This window comes from Glutamicibacter sp. NPDC087661 (genome assembly GCF_044743275.1).
Taxonomy (GTDB): Bacteria; Actinomycetota; Actinomycetes; order Actinomycetales; family Micrococcaceae; genus Glutamicibacter.
Genome location: NZ_JBIUWE010000001.1, coordinates 1,340,336 through 1,363,535, shown reverse-complemented (window position 1 = coordinate 1,363,535; position 23,200 = coordinate 1,340,336). Strand labels below are relative to the sequence as shown.

Genomic DNA, 23,200 nt, shown 5'->3' with positions numbered 1-23,200 from the left:
CCATGAAACCTGACAATTCCCCAAACAGCACCGCAGGCACCGCCGCCTTGGAGCACTATTCGCGCACCGCCCAGCGCAGCGCCAGGGTGGTGCTGGGCGAATACTCCACCTCGTTCTCGCTGGCCTGCAGGCTGCTGGATGCCGCCAGCGCCAGGCACATCGCCAATATCTATGCGCTGGTGCGCCTGGCCGATGAAATCGTGGACGGGGTGGCCTGCCAGGCCGGCCTGGACAACCAGGCCATCGCCGCGTGCCTGGACGAGCTGGAAGCAGAAACCCTGCGCGCCATGGAACGCGGGTACAGCACCAACATGGTGGTCCACGCTTTCACCATTTCCGCCCGGGCCACCGGCATCCACGCCGAGCTCACCGCCCCGTTCTTCGCCTCCATGCGCGCGGACCTGGGCACCGGGCAGCATGATGCGCGCAGCTTGCAGGACTACATCTACGGCTCGGCCGAAGTCATCGGGCTGATGTGCCTGCAGGTCTTCCAGGCGATGCCCGCCGCGCCGGACTTGACGCCTGCCCAGGCGCAGCGCGCCAAGCACGCCGCCCGCAGCCTGGGCGCGGCCTTCCAGAAGGTCAACTTCCTGCGCGACCTGGCGGAAGACAGCGAAGATTTGGGACGCAGCTACTTTCCCGGCCTGGACCCGGCAGGATTCGATGAGCCAAGCAAGGCGAAGCTGGTTGCGCAGATCGAGCAGGACCTTGCGCAGGCCCGTGCCGGCCTGCCCTACCTGGCCCCGTCCGCTGCCCGAGCGGTGCGCCTGGCCCATGACCTGTTCCGCGAACTGAACTCCCAGCTGGACAAGGCCCCGGCCTCCCAGCTGCTGCGCACCCGCATCTCGGTCTCCGCCCCGCGCAAGGCGCTGATCGCCGCCCGCGTGCTGCTGGGCACCCGGGGCACCACCGGCCGCAAGCCAAGAATGGAAGTAGCAAGCAGATGAACCACGCACAAAGAGAAGTCGTAGTCATCGGGGGCGGATTCTCCGGCCTGGCCAGCGCCGGGTTGCTCGCCGCCCGAGGCTGCAAGGTCACCTTGATCGAGCAGCAGCCGCATCCAGGCGGTCGCTCCGGACGCCTGGAGCGCGACGGGTTCCGCTTCGACACCGGCCCCTCCTGGTACCTGATGCCCGAGGTCTTCGAGCACTGGTTCAAGCTCATGGGCACCAGCGCCAGCGAACAGCTGGAGTTGCGCGAACTGGCCACCGGCTACCGCACCTTCTTCCAGGACCGCGAAGAACCGGTGGATGTCGGAACCGGCGCTGCGGCCAGCGGACTCTTCGAAGCCCTGGAACCGGGCAGCGGCCCAGCCTTGGAGCGGTACCTGCGCACAGCGAAGGAGGGTTATGAATTGGCCTTGGAGCATTTCCTCTATGACGATTTCAGCTCGCTCACCTCCCTGCTGCACCCAAGGATCCTGCGCCGGACCCCGCAACTGGCCCAGCTGCTGGCCTCCAGCCTGGAAAGCCATGTCGCCCGGCGCTTTTCGAGCAACGAGATCCGCCAGCTGCTCGGATACCCGGCGGTGTTCCTGGGCTCCAGCCCGAGCCGCACCCCTGCGCTCTACCAGCTGATGAGCCACCTGGACCTCACCGACGGGGTGAAATACCCGATGGGAGGCTTCGCTGCCGTTGCCGATGCCATGGCCGAACTGGCACGGAAACACGGCGCGGCCATCCATTTGGGCGCCACCGCAACGGCCATTGAAACCAGCGCAGGAAAAAATCCACGGGTCAGCGCGGTGCGCTGGATCGACGCGCACGGCAGGCAGCAGCGCACCCCGGCGACCCATGTGATCGCAGCCGCCGATGTGCGCCACCTGGAAGGCCATTTGCTGCCCGAGGAGCTGCAGACCCATACCGCCAAGAGCTTCCAGCGCAAAGACCCCGGCCCCAGCGCGGTGCTGCTCTGCCTGGGCATCAGCGGCAAGCTGCCGCAGCTGGAGCACCACAACTTGCTGTTCACCACCGATTGGAAAGAGAATTTCTCGCGGATTCGCCAAGGGCGGATGCTGGAGGCGGAAACCAGCATCTATGTCTGCAAGCCCAGTGCCACCGACCCCTCGGTGGCCCCGGAAGGCTGCGAGAACCTGTTCATCCTGGTTCCGGCTCCGGCCATGCCCGAATGGGGGATCGGCGCAGCCGATGGGGCAGGAGATGCCGCGGTGGAAGCGGTGGCCGACGCGGCCATCGACCAGCTGGCCGCATGGGCTGGCATCAAGGATCTTCGCGAGCGGATCGTAGTGCGCCAGAGCATCGGCCCGGGGGACTTCCTCCAGCAGTACGGCGCCTTCAAAGGCGGTGCGCTGGGCCTGGCCCATACCCTGGGGCAAAGCGCCATGCTGCGTCCGGGCAACCGCAGCGCCAAGGTGGGCGGGCTGCACTATGCCGGCAGCACCGTGCGCCCTGGAATCGGCGTGCCGATGTGCCTGATCAGCGGGGAACTGGCTGCCAAAGCGGTGCTCGGGATCAAGGCCGCGGGGCCCATGGACGAAAACTTCGCGGCCACGGTGCGGCAGGAGGCAGGAGCATGATCTACCTGGGCATCTTGCTGGCACTGCTGGCCTGCATGGGGCTGCTGGACGCGAAGGGAAAGCTCTTCATCTTCCGCCACCCGGTGCGCGGGATCCTGGCCCTGGGGCTGGGCACCGGATTCTTCGTGCTCTGGGATGTGCTGGCCATCAGGCAGGGCATCTTCCTGCACAAGGAATCAGAGCTCATGACCGGAATCATGGTGGGCGAGCAGTTCCCTGTGGAAGAAGTCTTCTTCCTGGTCTTCTTGTGCTATTGCGCCATGATTGCCTTCACCGGGCTGCCAGTGCTGGCCGGAATGCTGCGCAACCGGAACCAGAAAGCACCCAAGCGCACGTTAGGGGAGAACCATGTTCCTTGAATTGAGCTTCTGCTTCCTATTTGCGGCCATGGCCGTCTTTGCCGCCGGTCTGGCCGCCAGCAAGCAGCGCCTGCGCTCGGTCGCCAAGCCGCTGGGCGCTGCCATGGCCTTGATGCTCGTGCTCACCGCGATCTTCGACAACCTGATGATCTACGCCGGGCTGTTCGGCTACGGCAGCGGGACGCTGTCCGGGGTGCATCTGGGCCTGGCCCCGATTGAAGACTTCTTCTACGCCGCCTGCGCGGTCTTCCTGGTTCCCGGGCTGTGGTGGCTGCTCGGTGCCCGCAGCCACAGAAAGGACGCTTCATGATCCGCGGAATCGTATTGAGCTCACGCCCCATCTCCTGGGTGAATACCGCCTACCCGTTTGCCGCCGCCTATCTGCTGGCCGGCGGCGGGATCGATTGGCGTTTGGTCCTGGGCACGGTGTTCTTCCTCTTCCCCTACAACCTGCTGATGTACGGCGTGAACGACGTCTTCGACTACGAGTCGGACCTGCGCAATCCGCGCAAGGGAGGAATCGAGGGGGCGCTGCTGTCCAGGCAGAGCCATAAGTCGCTGCTCATCGCCTGCGTCCTGTGCGCCGCGCCGTTCCTCGCGGTGCTCGTGGCGGCCGGGGATGGCGCAGCCAACCTCGTTCTGGCCGTGTCGCTCCTTGCGGTGCTGGCCTACTCCGCACCGCGGTTGCGCTTCAAGGAAAGGCCCGGGCTGGACTCGCTGACCAGCGCGGTGCACTTCGTCTCCCCGGCGGTCTACGGGTGGGTGCTGGCTGGCGCCAGCGTGCAGGCCGAGCAGTGGCTGGTCTTCGGCGCGTTCCTGCTCTGGGGGATGGCCAGCCATGCCCTGGGCGCAATCCAGGATATTGTTCCCGATCGCCAAGGCGGGCTGTCCTCGATCGCCACCGCCTTGTCGGCCCGCACGACCATCTACCTGGTCTTGGCCGCCTACCTGCTGGCCGGAGCGCTCGTGGCGGTGGGCCTGTCGGGCCTTGGCCGCTGGGCAGCGGTGCTGGCCCTGGCCTATGTGCTCAACGTCCTACCCCATCTTGGAATCAGCGATGCAAGCTCGGGTACGGTTAATCGAGGATGGAAGAGATTCTTGTGGATCAACTACCTGTGCGGTTTCCTGCTGACCATGCTCCTGATCTTTTCGGCACTTTTCACCTACTAGACCCGGATGGGGATTCAAGGATTTCAATGGACGTCATTTTGCTTTCGGATCAAGGCCAGCCTATTGGCACGCACCCGAAAGAATTGGTTCACACCACGGATACCGTGCTGCACCAGGCATTCTCCTGCCACGTGCAGAATGAAGCCGGCCAAGTGCTGGTGACGCGTCGTGCCCTGTCCAAGGTGACCTGGCCAGGGGTCTGGACGAACTCCTTCTGCGGGCATCCCCAGCCCGGCGAGAGCTTCGAAGAAGCCATTACGCGCCACGCGGCCCATGAGCTCGGCTTCAAGGTCAGCCGTATCGAATCGGCGCTGCCGGACTTCCGCTATCGCGCCGTGGATGCCTCGGGCATTGTGGAAAACGAAATCTGCCCGGTCTTCACCGCGATAATTGACAGCGAAATCACTGCGAACCCGGACGAAGTCATGGACTACTGCTGGGTGGATCCGGCACAACTCGGTGAAGCCCTGCGCGCCACCCCCTGGGCCTTCAGCCCGTGGCTGGTGATGCAGGCTGCAGGGATGTCCCTGTACCAGGCCGAGCAAGGCTGATTCCGGGCCCGCCGCCGGCGTGGAATCCGTGCAGGGTGATTCCTGTGGAATTGTCCGGGTCATTGGCTATGCTCGATTGCATGGTGCTTCAAGTAATTTCTTCCGGTATCCAGCGGCACGGCGCGGCCATCCATGCGTTGCGCAAGGCCAGTGTGGTCGCCGGTGGCCTGGTGCTGGCTTCGTCCCTGGCCAGCTGTGCCCCGCTCCAGTTCGAAGCATCCGCGCAAACTCCTGGCGTGAGCCCGCAGATCGCGGCCTTGCCGAAGTATGCCGACAACCTCCAGGAAGTCGAAGGGCGCCAGGAATGGGCGGATCAGAAGATCTTCCAGTACCTCAATGGCCAGGGCGCCGCAGGCTTCCATTCATTCGCCCACGATTCCATCCAGTACGCCACCGTGGGGTGGCTCTCTCCGGTCCAGGGCGTGCTCGCCATTGTGGTGGAGGGCAGTGATTGGATCGCGGAGGGCAGTGCTGCCGGCTATGCCGAGCGGGTCATGACCTCCGTCGGCTACGAATCAATCGAGTTGGACCGGGTTGAGATCCTCACCGTCGAAGGGCAGCTGCTCGCCTCCGACTACCGCGGGAATCATCCCGGGGCTTTGTAAGCGAAAAGGCCATCTCGCCGCGTAGCTCGTAATGGAGCTAGCTGGCGGGATGGCCTTTGCTATGGCGAATTCTCTTGCTGGTTATACGAAGTTCTCGGTGCCTTCGATGGTGTTCATGAAGTGGTCCATGAAATCAGCGAAGTCCTCTGCATCTGATTTCTGGTCAATGGTGGCACCAATGCTGATGGCATCATCGACATGCAAGTCGATGCTCGGCGCTTCGGGAATGCTGAAGCGGAACACCCGGCCCGAAGAGATCGCGATTTCGTAGCCGCCATCGCTGAGCTCGGCGAGCTGGTTCACATTCGTATTGTTGATGTTGATCGCATCCTCGGATGCTTCCAAGCTGCTGGCATTCACTGGCGCAATAATCAGTTCCGCTGGTTGGCGCCGATATCCAATGACCTTGAGCCCTCCGGAGCCGGCGATGCCGGTGCCCGCCACGAGATTGTAGCTGGCGAAGTTGGGGATCTGCGAGTCGAAGGCCTCATGGAGGCGGGCCTTTACCTGCTGGGTTGGATTTTCGTCTGGGCGCTTGTCCATAACCAATACTCTACCGATAACTTTGGACAATTTGACCAGTCGCAACATTTATCGAAATGTGTCATCGGCACGTCATGGGTTATCTGATTGGTCATATTGACTTCTAGAATGGGATTAATGAGCCAGGATGCTGATTGAGTCGCCAAGCCATGCGCCCGTGTGGCCATCGACGGAACTCATGCCTTTCCCGGCTCAACGCTGCAAGCGAAACCAACTGCATGGCAGGGGACTTCCTTGGAGCAAGGGGTGCGCAGCGCGAGCGATGCGCATTCCCGGCAGTTGGTGCTTGTCTCCAGCTAATCCCGTTTCGACAGGCACTTTTGGTGCCTATGAAGCGAAAAAACCAAGTCTTGTTTGCGGTGTCGCGTCCAAGGCTTGGACATCCATCTCATATAATGAGATAAACAGGGTGTCTAGTTGCTCTTTGCCGTGAGGTGGAGAAAACTAGAGGCATGCAAACAAACACCGATGTACTACTAGTTATCAGGCGCGGAGCCTGAGGCACTGTCCAACAACACGGACAGTACGTCGGTAACGCGCAAGCCCCCTTTCGTCAGTAGTGACGGCCGCGGGGCGTTTTTTATGCGCAAACGAAGAGATAGATATGGAAAGGATCCCGATGAGCAACTCAACACCCGCCAATCCGGCGTCGGTTGCGAAGTCAATCAATCGAACCAAGGATGCCGCCGCCGCTGTCTCTTCCGTCGTGGAGGCTTCGAACCCGGTACAGGGTCCGAATAATATCGTTGCTCCCACACAGATGACGGGCTCACAAGCCATCGTCCGCTCGCTGGAAGAACTGGGCGTCAAAGACGTCTTCGGATTACCAGGTGGGGCCATCCTTCCCACCTATGATCCACTGATGGATTCGACCAAGATTAACCACATCTTGGTCCGCCACGAACAGGGTGCCGGCCATGCCGCACAGGGTTACGCCATGGTGAGCGGGGAAGTGGGCGTATGCATCGCTACTTCCGGACCAGGCGCAACTAACCTCGTCACCGCACTGGCCGATGCCAATATGGACTCGGTACCAATGGTGGCAATCACCGGTCAGGTCAATAGCGCTTTCATTGGCTCTGACGCATTCCAGGAAGCAGACATTGTCGGCATCACGATGCCGATTACCAAGCACGCTTTCCTGGTCACCAACGCGGAAGACATTCCGCGCACGCTGGCCAGCGCGTTCTACCTGGCGCAGACCGGCCGTCCCGGTCCGGTGCTGGTGGATATCACCAAGGATGCCCAGCAGAGCGACATGACCTTCTCATGGCCGCCAAAGGTCGACCTGCCTGGCTACCGTGTGGTCACCCGCGGACACAACAAGCAGCTGCGCGAAGCCGCCAAGCTCATCGCTTCGGCAACCCGCCCGGTGCTGTATGTTGGCGGTGGCGTGATCAAGGCCAACGCCCATGAGCAGCTCAAGGAATTCGCGGAATTCGTCAACGCTCCGGTGGTCACTACGCTGACCGCACGCGGTGCCTTCCCGGACTCGCATGAACAGCACGTGGGCATGCCAGGCATGCACGGTGCCGTCTCTGCGGTCACCGCACTGCAGCAGTCGGATTTGCTCATTACCCTCGGCGCCCGCTTCGATGACCGCGTCACCGGCGTGCTCTCCACCTTCGCGCCGAACGCGAAGGTGATCCACGCCGATATCGATCCTGCGGAAATCTCCAAGAACCGCGTGGCCGATGTGCCGATCGTCGGCTCGCTGGATGAAATCATCCCGCAGCTGCACGAGGCCTGCGCCTCGCGCTTCGAGAACGAAGCCCAGCAGGATCTGGCTGGCTGGTGGGGACTGCTCAACCGCCTGCGCGAAACCTACCCGATCGGCTACACCGAAACCCACGATGGCCTCTCGGCTCCGCAGAACGTCATTGGGCGCATCGGCGAGCTGACCGGTCCGGAAGGCGTCTACGTGGCAGGCGTGGGCCAGCACCAGATGTGGGCAGCGCAGTTCGTCAAGTACGAGCGCCCGCGCTCGTGGCTGAACTCCGCCGGCCTGGGCACCATGGGCTACTCGGTGCCTGCCGCCATGGGCGCCAAGGTGGCGCAGCCGGACCGCGTGGTCTGGGCCATTGACGGAGATGGCTGCTTCCAGATGACCAACCAGGAACTGGCTACCTGCGTGATCAACCGGATCCCCATCAAGGTTGCCATCATCAACAACTCGTCGCTGGGCATGGTCCGCCAGTGGCAGACCCTGTTCTACGATGGCCGCTACTCCAACACCGATTTGAACACCGGCCACGGAACCGCCCGGATTCCGGACTTCGTGAAGCTGGCCGACGCCTACGGCTGCGTGGGCCTGCGCTGCGAACGCGACGAGGATATCGATGCGACCATCCAGAAGGCATTGGAAATCAATGACCGTCCGGTAGTCATCGACTTCGTGGTCTCGGCCGACTCCATGGTGTGGCCAATGGTCCCATCGGGAGTCAGCAACGACCAGATCCAGATTGCCCGCGGCATGACCCCTGAATGGGAAGAGGAGGACTAGGACATGGCAAAGCATACGCTTTCGGTACTGGTTGAAGACGTTCCCGGCGTGCTCACCCGCGTCGCCAGCCTCTTCGCCCGCCGTGCCTTCAACATTCACTCGCTGGCCGTTGGTCCCACGGAAATTGCCGGCATCAGCCGCATGACCGTGGTGGTGGACGCCGAAGGGGATTCCCTGGAGCAGGTCACCAAGCAGCTGAACAAGCTGGTCAACGTCATCAAGATCGTGGAACTGCTGCCGGAAACCTCGGTGCAGCGTGACCACATCATGATCAAGGTGCGCGCCGATGCGGCGACGCGACTGCAGGTCACCCAGGCCGCGGAGCTGTTCCGCGCATCGGTGATCGACGTATCCACGGACTCGCTGGTCGTTGAGGCCACCGGCAATGCGGCGAAGATCGAAGCACTGCTGGCAGTACTTGAGCCATTCGGCATCCGCGAGATCGTCCAGGCCGGAACGCTGGCCGTGGGACGCGGAACCAAGTCGATGAGCGACCGTGCCCTGAAGACGCTGTCCGCCTAAGCGCACAACGACTTCAAGAGACACGAACTACAAATTTAGGTATTTGGCACCTAGCTTAGAAGAAAGCAACAGTGCCTAAGCACAAGACTTCTTTACCAGAAGCACAAATAAGGAGAATTACAGTGGCTGATCTGTACTACGAAGACGACGCAGACCTCTCGATCATCCAGGGCAAGAAGGTAGCTGTCATTGGCTACGGGTCGCAGGGCCACGCCCACGCATTGAGCCTGCGCGACTCGGGCGTCGAGGTTATCGTCGGCCTGGCTGAGGGCTCCAAGTCCCGTGCCAAGGCCGAGGCCGAAGGCCTGAAGGTAGCTACCGTTGCCGAGGCAGCGGCTTGGGCAGATGTCATCATGATCCTGACCCCGGACCAGGTCCAGGCCCAGGTCTACACCGAGTCGATCGCCGAGCACCTCGAAGAGGGCAACGCGCTGTTCTTCGGCCACGGCTTCAACATCCGCTTCGGCTTCATCCAGCCACCAGCCAACGTCGACGTTGCACTGGTTGCTCCCAAGGCGCCAGGGCACACCGTGCGCCGCGAATTCGAAGCAGGCCGCGGCATCCCTGACCTGATCGCCGTGGAGCAGAACTTCACCGGCGGCGCCAAGGAACTGGCACTGTCCTACGCTGCAGGCATCGGCGGCACCCGTGCCGGCGTTATCGAGACCACCTTCACCGAAGAGACCGAAACCGACCTGTTCGGCGAGCAGGCTGTGCTCTGCGGCGGTACCTCCCAGCTGGTCCAGTACGGCTTCGAGGTCCTGACCGAAGCTGGCTACAAGCCGGAAATCGCCTACTTCGAGGTGCTGCACGAGCTGAAGCTGATCGTTGACCTGATGTGGGAAGGCGGCATCGCCAAGCAGCGCTGGTCGATCTCCGACACCGCTGAGTACGGCGACTACGTCTCCGGCCCACGCGTGATCACCCCAGAGGTGAAGGAAAACATGAAGGCTGTGCTGGCTGATATCCAGTCCGGTGCTTTCGCCAACCGCTTCATGGAAGACCAGAAGGCTGGCGCTCCGGAGTTCAAGGAACTGCGCGCCAAGGGCGAAGCCCACCCAATCGAGACCACCGGCCGCGAACTGCGCTCGCTGTTCTCCTGGATCTCGGATGCATCCTCGGATGACTACGTAGATGGTTCGGTAGCCCGCTAATCATGCGGCTGCCTGCATAATCTGCACACAATAAATCGACCTCGGTTGCTTCCCATTTGGGAAGCAACTGAGGTCGATTTTTCAGTCTGCTGGGTCGGATACCAGCCAGGCAGGTTTAGAGCTTCGAAGCCCGGTAGCCGGCCTTGCGCGCATCAGCTGCAGTCTTGAAGCATTCTTCTGGCTTCGTGATGTTGTAGAAGCGCTGTCCCTTGACGTGGTACTTCCACTCCTTCTGGCTGCCGGTGCGGTTGCCCTTCACCGGGTACCCCGCAGGGCAGTTCTTTGCCTTCCCGCTCATCTTCACGGAACGCTTGGCGACCGCCTTCTTCACCAGCAAGGTCTGCGTCTTCTGCACGGTCGAGGTCTTGCCCTTGAGCTGGTACTTGACCGTGGTGGTGACCTTGTAGGTGCCCGCTGCAAGCTTGACGGACTTCTTCTTGCTGGCGACGGTCTTCCTGCCCTTGACCACCTTCAGCAACGCCGACTTGATCTTCACGTTCTTTGCCTTGGAATAGCTTGGCTTGATGGTTGCCTTGGCTGAACCCTTGACTGTTTTCGTGCCGATTTTCTTGATGGCTACCGCAGGAGCCTTTTTCTTCGCAGCAACGATGCTGGCAGATGAAATGCTGGTGGGCAACGGAGCGGCCGTGGCTGCGGAGACACCGGAGAATACAAGTGCTCCCGAAGCTATGACAGCGAGTGAACGCTGAACTAATTTATTCAATTTCTCCCCATGGAAAGTCGAGCGAGCATGGGCACTGATCGGTCCCATGTGCTGATTCTAATCTGGACTGGGAATAGAAACTATGGTTGGACGCGATTGCGATCGATTGCGGCTATTGCCGTCAAAGCGTTACCCGAGCAGTCGAGTGTTTTCCCAATGATTAGTTGAAGCCTTTGCTAGGCTCGGGCAAAACCATGCAAAGGAGCGCGCCCGTGCCACAGGAAAGCAACTACGACGATTTCGCCCAGGACTACGCTGACGAGAACGAATTCAGCATGCTGAACGCCTACTATGAGCGGCCAGCCACCCTGGAACTGGTGGGAGAGGTTGCCGGCCGGAACATCCTGGATATCGGCTGCGGCGCCGGTCCTCTGTCCGAACAACTCATGAGCCGTGGCGCGAGCGTCTCGGGCTTCGACACCAGCCGGGCCATGGTGGATCTGGCACGCCAGCGGCTGGGCGAGGACGCGGACCTGAAAGTGGCGACATTGGGGGAGAAGCTCCCGTATGCCGACAACAGCTTTGACGATGCCATTGCTTCCTTGGTGTTCCACTACTTGCCGGACTGGGACTACGCCTTGGAGGAAGTCCGCCGGGTGCTCAAGCCCGGCGGCCGGCTCATCATGTCGGTGAACCACCCGATTCTCTACCCGTTCAACCACCGCGGCAAGGACTACTTCCAGCTCACCCAGTACACCGACGAAGTGACTTTCAAGGGGAAGCCCGCCGAACTGACCTATTGGCATCGGCCTTTGCACGAAACCATGACGGCGCTGATCTCCGCAGGCTTCGCGGTGGAGCGTGTCTGGGAGCCGCCGTATATCAAGGATGCGCCCGACGGCGTGATTCCAGAAGCCTTGCGTGAACGCGACGCGTTCTTGAGCTTCCTGTTCTTCTCGCTGCGCTCGACGCGCTAGCCAGCGCACTGCTTCCGGGTGCCAACGGCGTCCGGAAGCCGCGAAGCCCTCGAATATCAGCTGATAGCCGGCATAGCGGCAGGACGCGTTGAATGATGGGGATCGACGAAACTGTTTTCTGCCAGCTGAAGCAAGTAATCGCCATACCCGCTCTTGCCCAGCTCCCGGCCCAAAGTGCGCAACTGGTCATCGCAGATGAACCCCTGGCGCCATGCAACTTCCTCGGGAGAACCGATCTTCAAACCCTGCCGCGCTTCGACAGTGCGCACGAAGTTGGAGGCGTCGTTGAGCGAATCGAAGGTTCCGGTATCAAGCCACGCAGTTCCGCGGGCCAGCACCGTGACGTTGAGGTTGCCCTCTTCGAGGTACAAGCGGTTGATGTCGGTGATCTCAAGCTCTCCACGGGCCGAAGGCTGCAATGTCCGGGCTTTGCCAACCACGGAATTGTCGTAGAAGTACAATCCCGGAACAGCGTAGTGGCTTTTCGGGTCCAGCGGCTTCTCTTCCAGCGATACGGCCCTTCCGGAGCTATCGAACTCGACGACGCCGTAGGACCTGGGATCCTTGACCCAGTAGCCGAAGATCGTCGCGCCGGTCTGGTCGGCGTAGCTTCCCAACTGGGTGCCGAAGCCCGGTCCATGGAAGATGTTGTCACCCAGCACCAGCGCCACGGATTCCCCTCCGATGTGCTCGGCGCCAAGTATGAACGCTTGGGCCAGGCCTTCAGGCCGGGCTTGCACGGTATAGGACAGATTGATGCCGAACTGCGAGCCATCGCCGAGCAAGGACTTGAACTGCCCCTCATCCTGCGGCGTCGTGATGACCAGGATGTCCCTGATTCCAGCGAGCATCAGGGTGGTCAGCGGATAGTAGATCATCGGCTTGTCGAAGACAGGCACCAATTGCTTTGAGATGCCTCGCGTGATCGGGTGCAAACGAGACCCGGTTCCCCCAGCTAGAATTATTCCCCTCATGGCTATCGAGCCTAATGAAGCGGGCAGCGATCTTGTCAGAGTAGTCATACTCGAGAATTGCTAGGAAGCTGCTTGGCCGCGGTGCCCACTGGCTACATTGGTGAGATGAAAAGAATCCTTGTAACTGGGGGAGCAGGATTCATTGGGGCAAATTTCGTGCACCATATGATTGCGCATTCCGACAGTGAAATCACCGTATTGGATAAGATGACCTACGCCGCCAACCGGCAGTCGCTGGAAGGCTTGGACAGCAAACGCGTCAACCTTGTTGTTGGCGACATCTGCGACTACGTGTTGGTCAACGAACTGGTGCCGCAGCATGATGCTGTGGTCCACTTCGCGGCAGAGACGCACAACGATAATTCCTTGCATGACCCGCGCAGCTTCGTGAATTCCAATGTCTTGGGAACTTTCGAACTCCTGGAAGCCGTGCGTAACCACGGTGTGCGCCTGCACCATATTTCCACCGACGAGGTCTATGGGGACCTGGAACTCGATGATCCGCAGCGCTTCACCGAAACTACGCCCTACAAGCCATCCAGCCCTTATTCGGCTACCAAAGCCTCCAGCGACCTTCTGGTCAAGGCCTGGGTCCGTTCCTTCGGGATCGAGGCGACGCTGTCCAACTGCTCGAACAACTACGGTCCGTACCAGCATGTGGAGAAGTTCATCCCGCGGCAGATCACCAACGTCCTGGGGGGATTGCGGCCCAAGCTCTACGGCAATGGGGCAAATGTGCGCGACTGGATCCACGCCAGCGACCACTCCTCGGCGGTGCAGCTCATCCTGGAAGCGGGCCAGACCGGGCGGACCTATTTGATTGGTGCGGACGGGGAGAAAAGCAACCGCGAAGTGCTCGCACTGATTCTGGAGCTGATGGGCAGGAAAGCCGATGACTTCGATGCGGTGGCCGACCGGGCCGGCCATGACCTGCGCTATGCCATCGATTCCACGGTGCTGCGCACCGAGCTTGGCTGGCAGCCGCGGTACACCGACCTGGTGCAGGGCCTGGAGCAGGCCATTGGCTGGTACCGTCAGCACCGCTCCTGGTGGGAGCCGGCCAAGGCACAGACCGAGCAGCGCTATGCGCAGCAGGCCGATGCGTTCAAGGTTGCCAGCTGATGGGCGGCGCGGCACAGCTACGGGTAGAGGACAGCCCGATTCAGGGACTCAAAGTGGTCAGCCTGCCGGTGCACCGCGATGAGCGCGGCTGGTTCAAGGAGAACTGGCAGCGGGAGAAAATGGTGGCTGCGGGTTTGCCGGACTTCCGTCCGGTGCAGAACAATGTCTCCTTCAATGGCCAGCGCGGGACCACTCGCGGATTGCACGCCGAGCCATGGGACAAATACATTTCGATGCTGTCTGGGGAGATCTTCGGCGCCTGGGTGGACCTGCGTCCCGGGCACGGTTTCGGCAGGCTGTTCACCGCTCAGGTGGGCGAAGGCCAAGCGGTCTTCGTGCCCCGCGGGGTGGCCAACGCCTTCCAGACCTTGGCCTCGAATACCGTGTACTCCTACCTGGTCACCGAGCACTGGACCGAGCCAGCCCGGTTGGAATACAGCTACGTCAATCTGGCCGACCCGGATTTGGACATCCCCTGGCCCATCAGCTTGGATGAGGCCATAGTTTCACAGGCGGACAAGGAGCACCCACCGCTGGCGCAGGCGAAACCAGTGCAGCCCAAGAAAATTGCGGTGCTCGGCGGGAACGGTCAGCTCGGACGTGCCTTCGCCCAGCTGGCGAAGTCAGATGAACGGATCGCTTTGTATACCCGCGCCCAGACCGACTTGCAGTCCCCGGGCTTCGCGGCATCGCTGGACCTTGCAAATTGCAGCCACGTGGTCAACGCGGCGGCGATGACCTCAGTGGACCGGGCGCAAACCCCTGCGGGCAGTGCCGAAGCGTGGCAGGTCAATGCCGTGGCCGTGCGCCAGCTGGCGTCACGATGCGCCGAGCGGGGGGTGCCGCTGGTGCATGTGTCCACCGACTATGTGTTCGATGGCGCGCAACGCGAGGTTGATGAGTTGCATCCGATCGCGCCGCTCGGAGTCTACGGCCAAAGCAAGGCCGCCGGCGAGCAGGCCGTGCTGGCCCACACCAGAAACTATGTGGTGCGCACCAGCTGGGTTATCGGGCAGGGCAACAATTTCGTGTCCACCATGCGCCGGCTCGCCGAGCAGGGAATCGCGCCCAGGGTGGTCGATGACCAAATTGGCCGGTTGACCTTCGCCAGCGAGCTGGCCCGCGGCATCATGCATTTGATTGATGCCGGCAGCGCCCCGGGGACCTATCACCTGCAGGGTGGCGGCGAACCCGCCAGCTGGTACCAGGTTGCCCGCGAGGTCTTCGCCTTGTGCGGCCATGACCCGGATTCCGTGCAGCCGGTTTCCACCCGGGAGTATGCCTTGGGCCGGCCGCAGTTGGCACCCCGGCCGGCGAACAGCACGCTGGACACCGCAAAATTGCAAGCGACCGGCTTCGCGCCGAAGCCGTTAACCGACTTGCTGGATCAGTTCCTTGGCCAGAATCGCGTAACGCCATAAAAACCGGGTAGGTAAAAATCGGGTGTGGTCCCAGTGAATGGCAGGTGAACGGCCAGAACCCCTCATCCAGGCTCGGCAATCCTTCCCAAGGTGCGAGTTATTCCAAGTCAACTAGAAAAGTCATGGGCACTAACTCGTTGTTCCCGAGTGAAGGCGAAGTGCTGTGCAATCACTGGGAAAAGAAGAAAAAGTGACTGAGCTTCATTTATCCTGCCGAACCCAGTGTTCTCGCTGCCTTTAAGTCCTAGGATGGGGAAACACGAGGAAGAGTCCTGACAGATTCTTTCACGGTTAATTTGGGGGAACGAACCGATTGGGGCGGTTTGAATAATGGAATATTCACGAATTCTCTCGCTGGCGGGCACTCGCAATGCTCGATCGCAGCGGGGAGATAGCAAGACAACTTCGAAACTTTCGCGGATTTCGCAAGGCATTTTGGGCAGGGTCCTGAACGACCCGCATTGCGCCGGAGCTGTGGTCTCCGGACCACCGGGCAGCGGTCGAAGGGCGCAGCTGGAAACCGACTTGGGCCAGATGGCCGAGCCGCCGAAGCTGATCCGGCTGAACGGAAGCAACTTCGGCACGAAAGTGCCTTTCGGTGTGCTTTCATTCCTGCTTGCCCAAGTCGACGTGGCCGGAGCTTCGAGCCGTCATGAGCTGATCCACCAGCTGGGCCGGGTGCTGTGCACCGACCAGCGCCCGTCAATGGTGGTGCTCGGGCGGCCTGAATTGATCGACGAGCAATCCAGCTCCTTGCTCGCCCAGCTGGCCACGATGGGCAAGATCAAGCTTTTCGTGATCTGCGAACACGTGCAGGATCTTCCTGGGGACCTGTTCGCCTTGTACCGTTCGGGCCGGCTGGCGCACCAGCGCGTCGAGCGCATGGGCAGCATGGAAACGCACGCTTTCGTCCAGCAGGAATTGGAAGGGCGGGTCTCCGCCTACGCCTCGGCAACCCTGTGCTACTTGGCCGGGGGCAACCGCTCGCTGATGCTCAAGCTGATGCACAGCTGGCGCGAAGACGGCCAGCTGCTGCAGCGCAACGGTACCTGGGCCTTGCGGATGAACGCGCTCGATTCCGGGCCAGCGATGCAGGCCCTGCACGCTTCGCTGGTCCATGGGCTCGATGACGGTGAACGCGAACTGCTCGGGGCCCTGGCACTGGGCGGGCCGGTGGAACTCAACCGCATCCGGCGTTCGGGCCTGACCTGCGAGCTTGACGGCTTGCTGAACCGTGGCCAGGCCAAGTACCTGCCCGGCGCCGCCTACAAGGTAGGCATATCCAATCCGCTGCTGTCCCTGCTCGTGCGCGCCGAATCCAGCAACCAGGCCCACCCTCACGGTGTGGAACTGCTGGCCAAGCTGCACAAGGACCCATTGGCTGCCCGGATCCTTGCGCAACTGAAATCCCTGAACGACCTTGGCGACTACGAATCGCAGCTCAGGGTGGCAGAAGACTTCCAGCAGCAGGGCTATCACGCCGAATGCTGGCCAACTGACCCGCGCACCCGGGTGGCCATCGTGGAGATGCACGTGCGCGCGCAGGCCATGCTCGGCCAGCTGTCCAACGGACTCGAAGCAATCGACCTGGCCAGGGCGGGACTGGCCCAGGCCGCCAGGGAGTCCGGTCCGCGCGAATCCCTGGATACCGCATTCCAGGAACTGGAACTGCTCAGCACGTTCGCGACCTTATTCAGCACCGAGATGACCAAAGAAACGAGCATCGCCGGCAGCAGCGAGTCACTGCTGTCTTCGTCAGGCTGGATGAGCGAGTCATTGCACCTGCGGTCCCTGTCGTTGCAAGCTGCCAGCTGGGCGGCGCAGTCGCGACAGGCCGATGCCATGAAGCTGGTCAGTTACGTGGACGGGGAACTGCGCAATATCCGCTTCAACGGCCCGACGGTCTCGAATTTCCATTCCGAGGACGCAGCAGATATAGAGTTCCAGCTGCTCCAGGCCGAATTGCTCTCCGGAGTCTGGAACGCGGCATCAGCCCGCGCCCAGCGCCTGGCCGAAGGGCAGTACATCAGTCCCTTGCTCATTTCCTACGGGGACATCATGCGGGGGATCCTGCTGGGACTGGGCAATGACTACGACGCTGCCTTGCGCCTGCTGGAACCGAACCTGCACCAGATGCAAGTGGCCGGAGACCGGGGAACCGAAGCGCTGATTGGGTCGGTCATTGCCTATGCGCTGGCTTGCTCCGGGAGGCGGGTGGAGGCATCCGCACTGGTATGCCCTGAATACGGGACCCCCGGAGCGATGCAGATGCCGCTGAGCTTCTACTCCTGGGCGGCAGAAGTCTTCTCCTGCCTTGCGTTGGCCGAACTCGGCTCGCCGCAGGCTGCAAGGCTGCGGCTGGCAACCTTCGCCCAGCGTGCCCGCGGCGGCCAGCACACCCTGCTCGAAGCGCTGACCTTGGGGTTCGCCGCGCGGCTGGGAGACCAGCTGGTGCTGCCGCAGCTGCGCAGCGCCGCCAGACGCTGCGAGGGCCTTGTCGGACAGAATCTGGAGGCGCTCGCAGACGCGGCGGCGGCCAAGGACTCGCCGCGCTTGGCAGCGGCTCTGGACAGCATGGTCGAGGCCGGGCACTTGCTCATGTCCGTGCCATCGAACAACGAGTTCGTCACATCAATGGAAGCCAGGGATCAGCGCAAGCTTGCCCGGGCAGTCAACGGCCGCAAGCGGGACTCGGCTCCGCAGATCCAGCAGCACGACGAGCTGCAGTTTGAAGCCATCGAACAGCAGCCGGGCTGGATGCGCGAGTTGACCAAGCGTGAGGCCCAGATCGCCAAGATGGCCATAACTGGCAAAACGAATTCGGAAATTGCAAAATTCAATGGCGTCTCGATTCGCACCGTGGAGGGGCATCTGTACCAGGTATATTCCAAGCTCCAGGTCCGAAATCGCCAGGAGCTCACTGCGCTTGACCGCACCAGCCGCCGTACCGCAGGGCTGCGATGAAACAGCATCAACTGATTACCAAGACCAGGCCAACTGAATACAACCGGCTGCTGCAGATCCTGCAAAGGCCAGGTCCCGCCGGCGTCTTGCTGCTGGGCGAGCAGGGCGTGGGCAAGACAAGCCTCGTGGAGGCAGTGCTTGCCTCCTCGGGCGCGGGCGAGCCGGTCATGACGCTGTATGGCACGCCGTCCTTGAGCACTGTTGCCCATGGTGCCTTGTCGCCATATCTTGGGGCCCTGGAGAGCATCGACGAGCCGGTGAGCGTGCTGCGCGAACTGAATCGGAGCCTGCTTTCCAGCCGCGGGCAGCTTGAACCGCATATCGTTGTCGTCGAAGATGCGCAGTTCCTGGACCCGCAGTCCTGCTTTATCCTCTCTCTGCTGGTGGAAAACGCCGAGGTGAAGGTGCTGGCCCTGGGCAGCGGGTCGTTGGAAGCGGATAGCCCGCTGGGCGCGCTGGCCGAGCTGGGATCCTTCACCACCATGGCCCTGCAGCGCCTGGACCGCAAAGGAGTGCGCGCGGTGGCCGAAGGCGTGATCGGACGCAAGCTCGCCGAGGGCACGGTGAGCCTGATCGACGTGGTCACCGGCGGTAACCCCAGCTTCGTTGAAGCCTATGCTGCATCCTGCCTGGAACAAGGCACGCTTTTCCACGATGACAGGTTGCTGCAGAGCCACGGGCTCCACGAGCCGGTATGGATCGTGGCCCGCGCACTTCCGGAAATCGATACGCCGATGTTGACGCTGGGCCGGGAAATCACCCGGACCCTGTCCGTTCAGGAGCAGCAGTCGCTGTTGCTGTTGGCTTTGGCTGGCCCGCAGCCCCCAGAAGTGCTGGAGCAGTGCGGATTGCCTTACCAACGGCTGCTGAAAATCGGTGAGCTGATGCAGCAAGGCCCGGCAATGGTCTTGAAATCCAAGCTGATGCAGCGGATCGTCCGCGCCTTGGCCACCGAACATGACATCGCACAGCTGCATGACCTGTGGGTTACCGCGGCGGTCTCGCTGGGAAAAGAGCCAAACGCCCGCGAGGTGCTGTGGTCCTTGGAAACCGGTAAGCAGGTGCCCATGAAGTTGGTCCTGGATCTGGCCGAGCAGGCCGCTCGGGAACTGAATTTCGGGTTGGCCCTGCGCCTATGCGTCCTGGGTAAGCTCGCCCGGCATCATGGGCAAGGAGCGCTGCTCGAAGCGCGGATGCTGCTGAGCATGGGGCGGCACCATGCCGCGCGCGCGCTGTTGCTGCGCCTGATCGATCAGCTGACCGATCTGGCGCTGCTGGGGCAGGCCTACGCCTACCTGCTGGAGGTCACCACGAATATCGGAACCGACGGCGTCGAATTGGGGCGGATCCTGGACGATTGGAAGCATCGGGCCCTGGGGCACGCGGACGCAGAAGAGGTAGCCAGCTTCTTGGCCCTGCATAGCGCAGGGGCCAGGGTCCTGGATTTCTGGCTCAGGGTCAATACCGCCCGCGGTCCACTGCCGAGCGTTTCCGAGCTGCAAGAATTCCTGGAGGACCGGCTGCTGCCCGCGCAGGTGCGCTTCATCGGCATGATGGTGCTCAGCGACCTGCACACGTCCGCCGGCCGGTGCCAGCAGGCCTTGGATCTGATGGAACCGGCTTTGCAAGACCTCAAGGAGAACCCGGCCCCGCAGGCCATGTACGAGGTCCGGGTGTTCTTCCGCATTGGCTGGAACCTGCTGTTCTTGGGACAATACGAGCGCGCCGCGGCATTCATCGACTCCTACCGCCATGCCCGGCTCCGTTCCATCCAGTACTACCAGGGGGCAATCTCGCTGCTCGACGGCGTCAGCCACCTGCTGCAAGGCAGAGTACAGCTCGCCATGGCCAAAATGGCCGAGGCCGTGACGGAACTGCAGATTGCGGACACCACTCAACTGCTGGCCTTGGCCAGTAATCTGTACCGGCTGCTGCTGGCCCGGTTGGGCTTTCCGGTGCCTGAAGCCCTGGTCACCGGGCCCGAGTCCTTCAGTTCCAGCGGTACGATTTCGCTGAACGGACAACTGGGCGAGGAGTCGTCGAAGCAGCGCATCTTCGCACGGGCCTTCGCAGCGGGACTGGGCCATCCGTATCCGGGTGAGTCGCTGGAGTGCTTCCCGCTGGTGGAACGCGAATTCCTTTTCAGCATGACCCGGCAGCTGGGGGACCAGGAGCTGGCCGAATCCCAGATGGGTGAAAGACTGCGTGCCTTGGCTGCGGGGCAGCAGGGATCGCGAGCGGCGTTTTTGGCGCGCCTGATGGACTTGCGAGGCTCAGAGCTTGGCGAGCCGCTGGAGCAGCTGGCCCAGGACGCCCTGGCCAAGAAAGAATACCTGGTGGTGATCGAGGCCTGGGCCCGGGCGGCCGAACGCTACGCCCAGTCCGGGGACCAGCGGCGCTGCGGCGCCTTGCTGCGCCGGGCCGCCCAACTGATCGACCAACAGGGGATGGACCCGGGAAAGTACATCGCCCGTGTCCTGGCGCTGACCGAATTGACCGCCCGGGAAGCGGAAATCGTCGGTTTGGCCCGGCAGGGATTGAATAACGCGCAGATTGCCCGGACCTTGACGGTCTCGCAGCGCACGGTGGAGGGGCATCTCTACCGGGTATTTTCGAAGTTGGGGATTACCGAGCGCGCGGAATTGGATCACGCAGGGCTTGAAGCGGGTACAACCGGCAGGTAGCACGTGCCGGTTTGCGCAAACTTGGAGTAGGTACCACCCGTGCCCGGCCCAGCACAGGTGGGTAATGTGATTTGCGGGAGCTGGAGACTTACGCAGGCGTTCTTTTGCGAACGAGTGCCTATCCGTAGGGTGCGCGGTCGGTGCCGTGGCGGCGAAGCTCTTCCCTGAAACGGGGCCGGCGGCCAGCGAATCCGCGAGGATTACCCCCAGCGCGACCGCCGGTCCCTTCCCGAAAAGGCCCTGTATCGGCAACCCCTCTGCGCCGGTGCAGGGTTTTTCCATGCCCGGAAACTTCCTTCCAAGTAGCGAGCGAGTATGAACCAAGTGCCGTGTGAGTATTTGAAGGATATGCAGGCCATCTTTTGAGTGTTCTTCCACTCGTGCATCGGATGCATTCGCATCATAGGCTCAAGGTCGAGAACGGCAGCCGGGCTGGTGGGACAGCGCGATTGCCATGTGTATTGGGGAACTCGCTTATTTCTTGGGGGAATACAGATGATTGACGTTGTGTTGCCGGTCTGCGACCACCCTTGCTGCGTCGAATCGCTAGCCAGGGTGGGAACAAGACATGTCGCAAATTAGCAGCAGGCTGCGCGAAGATCGCGTATCTTCTCTCGGCACCTGGACGTTCGCACCTCCAAGGACAAATCAGGAAACCGGTACCGCCAGTGCCCGGGGCCGCGCTTATCTGCGTCGGCTTTACGGCACTGATCTGCTGGTCATTTCCTTGGTGAGCTCCTTGCCGGCAATCACGCAATTCCAGAGCTCGCAGATGCCGCAGTTCATTGCGGGTAGCACGCATTACTACGTGCTGGCCGGGTTGCTGCTCACCTTCGCCTGGATGGCCAGCTTGCTATCCTTCAAGGCCCACCGGCTGGGAAGTGTTGCCGTGGGGATGCAGGAATACAAGATCATGGTCTATTCGGGGCTGGCACTGTCGGGCTTCATGGGGGTACTTATCGTGCTCACCGGCCAGGACAGCCTGAAAATTTTCCTGGTCCTCTCTTTGCCGCTGGGACTGCCCGCACTGCTGCTGAGCAGGTGGACCTGTCGCCAGTGGCTGAGCTGGCGCAGCCGAAGCGGCTACGCCTTGAGCAATGTGCTGATCTACGGCCAGCCCACCGACGTCCCGTACGCCGTCCGCCAGATTTCCAAGAAATCCGGGCCCGCCTACCGGGTTGTTGGCGCGCTGATGGACGGCGCGGCGGATCCGGAAGCCGAACGCGATATCCGCAAAACCGATCCGACCCTTCCTCTGGCCTACGACACCGGCGCCATCGAGCAGGAAATCCAGCGGTTGCATGCTGATTCGGTGATCGTGGCCGGACCATTACCCGGTGGCAATGAAGCCTTGCAGCAACTGGGCTGGCGGCTTGAGGGCACCGGGACCAGGCTCATCGTGGCCTCCTCGATCATCGGGGTTGCCAGCCGCCGCGTGCGGACCAGCCCCGTGGATGGGATGCCGCTGCTGCATGTGGAACTGGCAAAGTTCACCGGAGCGCGATACCTCTGCAAGCGCGGCTTCGACATCGTCTTCTCGCTGCTCGCCTTGCTGGCCTTGTCACCGGTTTTCCTGGTGATCGCCTTGCTGATCCGGCGCGAGGGCCCGGGGAAGATCTTCTTCCTCCAAGAACGGGCCGGACAGGACGGCCGCCCCTTCAAGATGATCAAATTCCGCACCATGGTCCACGATGCCGAAGCGCAATTGGCCGCCCTGCAAAAGCTGAATGAAGGGGCAGGGCCGCTGTTCAAATTGAAAGACGACCCGAGGGTCACCCGGTGCGGCAACTGGCTGCGCAAGCATTCATTGGATGAGCTGCCGCAGTTCCTCAACGTCCTGCGCGGGGACATGTCGGTGGTCGGACCCCGTCCGGCGCTGTTCGCCGAAGTGGAAACCTATGAGGGCCAGGCCCGCCGCAGGTTGCTGCTGAAGCCGGGGGTGACCGGACTTTGGCAGGTCTCCGGACGGTCAAACCTGGAGTGGAAGGAAAGCGTGCGGCTGGATCTGTACTACGCAGAGAACTGGACCGTGCTCAGCGATTTGCGGTTGATCTGGCGTACCTTCCAGGTCATGGTCAAGCCCGACGGTGCCTATTAGGAGCCAGGATGAGAACTTGCAGCTTGCCCGCGGGCACGCCGTGGCAGGGCCACTGGGACAAGCAGATATCGGGCCGGATCAATTTGCAGCCAGGATCCGCAAGCATGCGCTACCTCTCATCGGGTGCCAAGCGCAACCAATGTTCGAAAACAAAGCAGTACGGATTCTGTGGGGGATCAGAAAATGCGTTCGTTGCGAGCACATGAGCCTGGAAGCACTCGGGCTATCAACAAGAATTGCTCTGGCGGGACACCGCCGGATGCGCATCAACCAGTCCATCCGATTTCCTGCGCGGGAGAATTCCCGCTTGCGAGTTCCGGGTGGGCTCATGAGGCGGAGTCGGCGGCATGTCA

At 61.9% G+C, this 23,200-nt stretch carries 19 protein-coding genes and 1 pseudogene; 17 read left to right on the top strand and 3 right to left on the bottom strand.

Annotated elements, in window-relative coordinates; all coding sequences use genetic code 11:
• Positions 1–2: 2 nt before the first annotated feature.
• The 8 genes and pseudogenes from ACIOTN_RS06365 to ACIOTN_RS06330 all read left to right on the top strand — a co-directional run bounded on the left by ACIOTN_RS06365 (position 3) and on the right by ACIOTN_RS06330 (position 5,221).
• Positions 3–947 carry a phytoene/squalene synthase family protein gene (locus ACIOTN_RS06365; RefSeq protein WP_402734944.1) on the top strand — a complete coding sequence of 315 codons (945 nt, stop codon included), beginning with the start codon at positions 3–5 and terminating at the stop codon, positions 945–947.
• Positions 938–1,006, top strand: a pseudogene (locus ACIOTN_RS06360) (hypothetical protein); the annotation flags it as partial. The gene ACIOTN_RS06365 and the pseudogene ACIOTN_RS06360, both read left to right, overlap by 10 nt.
• Positions 1,007–1,009: 3 nt before the next feature.
• The gene (gene crtI / locus ACIOTN_RS06355; RefSeq protein ID WP_353616142.1) at positions 1,010–2,536 is read left to right on the top strand and encodes a phytoene desaturase family protein; all 1,527 of its coding nucleotides are present in this window, start codon (positions 1,010–1,012) and stop codon (positions 2,534–2,536) included.
• The gene (locus ACIOTN_RS06350; protein ID WP_105661111.1) at positions 2,533–2,895 is read left to right on the top strand and encodes a lycopene cyclase domain-containing protein; all 363 of its coding nucleotides are present in this window, start codon (positions 2,533–2,535) and stop codon (positions 2,893–2,895) included. The genes crtI and ACIOTN_RS06350 overlap by 4 nt, the downstream gene beginning before the upstream one ends.
• Positions 2,885–3,205 carry a lycopene cyclase domain-containing protein gene (locus tag ACIOTN_RS06345; protein WP_105658079.1) on the top strand — a complete coding sequence of 107 codons (321 nt, stop codon included), beginning with the start codon at positions 2,885–2,887 and terminating at the stop codon, positions 3,203–3,205. The genes ACIOTN_RS06350 and ACIOTN_RS06345 overlap by 11 nt, the downstream gene beginning before the upstream one ends.
• Entirely contained in the window at positions 3,202–4,065 is an 864-nt protein-coding gene (locus ACIOTN_RS06340; protein ID WP_105658080.1) for a prenyltransferase, read from the top strand. The genes ACIOTN_RS06345 and ACIOTN_RS06340 overlap by 4 nt, the downstream gene beginning before the upstream one ends.
• Before the next feature lie 26 nt (positions 4,066–4,091).
• Positions 4,092–4,616, top strand: a complete 525-nt coding sequence (idi, locus tag ACIOTN_RS06335) for an isopentenyl-diphosphate Delta-isomerase (protein ID WP_402734943.1) — start codon at positions 4,092–4,094, stop codon at positions 4,614–4,616.
• Between the two features lie 80 nt (positions 4,617–4,696).
• The gene (locus tag ACIOTN_RS06330; RefSeq protein WP_402734942.1) at positions 4,697–5,221 is read left to right on the top strand and encodes a hypothetical protein; all 525 of its coding nucleotides are present in this window, start codon (positions 4,697–4,699) and stop codon (positions 5,219–5,221) included.
• An 81-nt stretch (positions 5,222–5,302) separates the two neighbouring features.
• On the opposite strand, the gene ACIOTN_RS06325 is transcribed toward ACIOTN_RS06330, so the two are convergent.
• Positions 5,303–5,764, bottom strand: a complete 462-nt coding sequence (locus ACIOTN_RS06325; RefSeq protein ID WP_105658083.1) for a hypothetical protein — start codon at positions 5,762–5,764, stop codon at positions 5,303–5,305.
• Positions 5,765–6,383: 619 nt separating this feature from the next.
• Here ACIOTN_RS06325 and ACIOTN_RS06320 point away from each other — a divergent pair.
• From ACIOTN_RS06320 to ilvC, 3 genes are all read left to right on the top strand, one after another.
• Positions 6,384–8,267, top strand: coding sequence for an acetolactate synthase large subunit (locus ACIOTN_RS06320; protein WP_402734941.1), 1,884 nt, complete (start codon positions 6,384–6,386; stop codon positions 8,265–8,267).
• A gap of 3 nt (positions 8,268–8,270) precedes the next feature.
• Positions 8,271–8,789: an acetolactate synthase small subunit gene (gene ilvN / locus ACIOTN_RS06315; protein WP_105658085.1), complete on the top strand. Its 519-nt coding sequence runs from the start codon at positions 8,271–8,273 to the stop codon at positions 8,787–8,789.
• Between the two features lie 122 nt (positions 8,790–8,911).
• Complete coding sequence (gene ilvC, locus ACIOTN_RS06310) at positions 8,912–9,943, top strand: ketol-acid reductoisomerase (RefSeq protein WP_013348730.1); 1,032 nt, start codon at positions 8,912–8,914, stop codon at positions 9,941–9,943.
• A gap of 115 nt (positions 9,944–10,058) precedes the next feature.
• Here ilvC and ACIOTN_RS06305 read toward each other — a convergent pair whose 3' ends face one another.
• The gene (locus ACIOTN_RS06305) at positions 10,059–10,667 is read right to left on the bottom strand and encodes a hypothetical protein (protein WP_402734940.1); all 609 of its coding nucleotides are present in this window, start codon (positions 10,665–10,667) and stop codon (positions 10,059–10,061) included.
• A 212-nt stretch (positions 10,668–10,879) separates the two neighbouring features.
• Here ACIOTN_RS06305 and ACIOTN_RS06300 point away from each other — a divergent pair, with 212 nt between their 5' ends.
• On the top strand, positions 10,880–11,584 hold the full coding sequence (locus tag ACIOTN_RS06300) for a class I SAM-dependent methyltransferase (RefSeq protein ID WP_402734939.1): 705 nt from the start codon (positions 10,880–10,882) through the stop codon (positions 11,582–11,584).
• Between the two features lie 56 nt (positions 11,585–11,640).
• Here ACIOTN_RS06300 and rfbA read toward each other — a convergent pair whose 3' ends face one another.
• Positions 11,641–12,558 (bottom strand): glucose-1-phosphate thymidylyltransferase RfbA, encoded by a 918-nt coding sequence (gene rfbA / locus ACIOTN_RS06295; RefSeq protein WP_402734938.1) that lies wholly within the window; start codon positions 12,556–12,558, stop codon positions 11,641–11,643.
• Between the two features lie 105 nt (positions 12,559–12,663).
• On the opposite strand from rfbA, the gene rfbB reads away from it, so the two are divergent.
• The 5 genes from rfbB to ACIOTN_RS06270 all read left to right on the top strand — a co-directional run bounded on the left by rfbB (position 12,664) and on the right by ACIOTN_RS06270 (position 22,847).
• The gene (rfbB, locus tag ACIOTN_RS06290) at positions 12,664–13,680 is read left to right on the top strand and encodes a dTDP-glucose 4,6-dehydratase (RefSeq protein WP_105658120.1); all 1,017 of its coding nucleotides are present in this window, start codon (positions 12,664–12,666) and stop codon (positions 13,678–13,680) included.
• Entirely contained in the window at positions 13,680–15,101 is a 1,422-nt protein-coding gene (rfbD, locus tag ACIOTN_RS06285; protein WP_133834687.1) for a dTDP-4-dehydrorhamnose reductase, read from the top strand. Before rfbB ends, rfbD begins: the two co-directional genes overlap by 1 nt.
• A gap of 435 nt (positions 15,102–15,536) precedes the next feature.
• Complete coding sequence (locus ACIOTN_RS06280) at positions 15,537–18,065, top strand: LuxR C-terminal-related transcriptional regulator (RefSeq protein ID WP_402734937.1); 2,529 nt, start codon at positions 15,537–15,539, stop codon at positions 18,063–18,065.
• The gene (locus ACIOTN_RS06275) at positions 18,062–20,749 is read left to right on the top strand and encodes a LuxR C-terminal-related transcriptional regulator (protein WP_133834686.1); all 2,688 of its coding nucleotides are present in this window, start codon (positions 18,062–18,064) and stop codon (positions 20,747–20,749) included. Before ACIOTN_RS06280 ends, ACIOTN_RS06275 begins: the two co-directional genes overlap by 4 nt.
• Before the next feature lie 568 nt (positions 20,750–21,317).
• On the top strand, positions 21,318–22,847 hold the full coding sequence (locus tag ACIOTN_RS06270) for a sugar transferase (protein ID WP_133834685.1): 1,530 nt from the start codon (positions 21,318–21,320) through the stop codon (positions 22,845–22,847).
• Positions 22,848–23,200: the final 353 nt, after the last annotated feature.

Bases quoted from the DNA above. Each gene is read 5' to 3' on its own strand.
- ACIOTN_RS06340 (WP_105658080.1), top strand. From the start codon at position 3,202: ATGATCCGCGGAATCGTATTGAGCTCACGCCCCATCTCCTGGGTGAAT.
- ACIOTN_RS06365 (WP_402734944.1), top strand. From the start codon at position 3: ATGAAACCTGACAATTCCCCAAACAGCACCGCAGGCACCGCCGCCTTG.
- idi (WP_402734943.1), top strand. From the start codon at position 4,092: ATGGACGTCATTTTGCTTTCGGATCAAGGCCAGCCTATTGGCACGCAC.
- ACIOTN_RS06325 (WP_105658083.1), bottom strand. From the start codon at position 5,764: ATGGACAAGCGCCCAGACGAAAATCCAACCCAGCAGGTAAAGGCCCGC.
- ilvN (WP_105658085.1), top strand. From the start codon at position 8,271: ATGGCAAAGCATACGCTTTCGGTACTGGTTGAAGACGTTCCCGGCGTG.
- ACIOTN_RS06330 (WP_402734942.1), top strand. From the start codon at position 4,697: ATGGTGCTTCAAGTAATTTCTTCCGGTATCCAGCGGCACGGCGCGGCC.
- ACIOTN_RS06350 (WP_105661111.1), top strand. From the start codon at position 2,533: ATGATCTACCTGGGCATCTTGCTGGCACTGCTGGCCTGCATGGGGCTG.
- ACIOTN_RS06320 (WP_402734941.1), top strand. From the start codon at position 6,384: ATGAGCAACTCAACACCCGCCAATCCGGCGTCGGTTGCGAAGTCAATC.
- rfbB (WP_105658120.1), top strand. From the start codon at position 12,664: ATGAAAAGAATCCTTGTAACTGGGGGAGCAGGATTCATTGGGGCAAAT.
- ACIOTN_RS06275 (WP_133834686.1), top strand. From the start codon at position 18,062: ATGAAACAGCATCAACTGATTACCAAGACCAGGCCAACTGAATACAAC.
- rfbA (WP_402734938.1), bottom strand. From the start codon at position 12,558: ATGAGGGGAATAATTCTAGCTGGGGGAACCGGGTCTCGTTTGCACCCG.
- ACIOTN_RS06270 (WP_133834685.1), top strand. From the start codon at position 21,318: ATGTCGCAAATTAGCAGCAGGCTGCGCGAAGATCGCGTATCTTCTCTC.
- rfbD (WP_133834687.1), top strand. From the start codon at position 13,680: ATGGGCGGCGCGGCACAGCTACGGGTAGAGGACAGCCCGATTCAGGGA.
- ACIOTN_RS06345 (WP_105658079.1), top strand. From the start codon at position 2,885: ATGTTCCTTGAATTGAGCTTCTGCTTCCTATTTGCGGCCATGGCCGTC.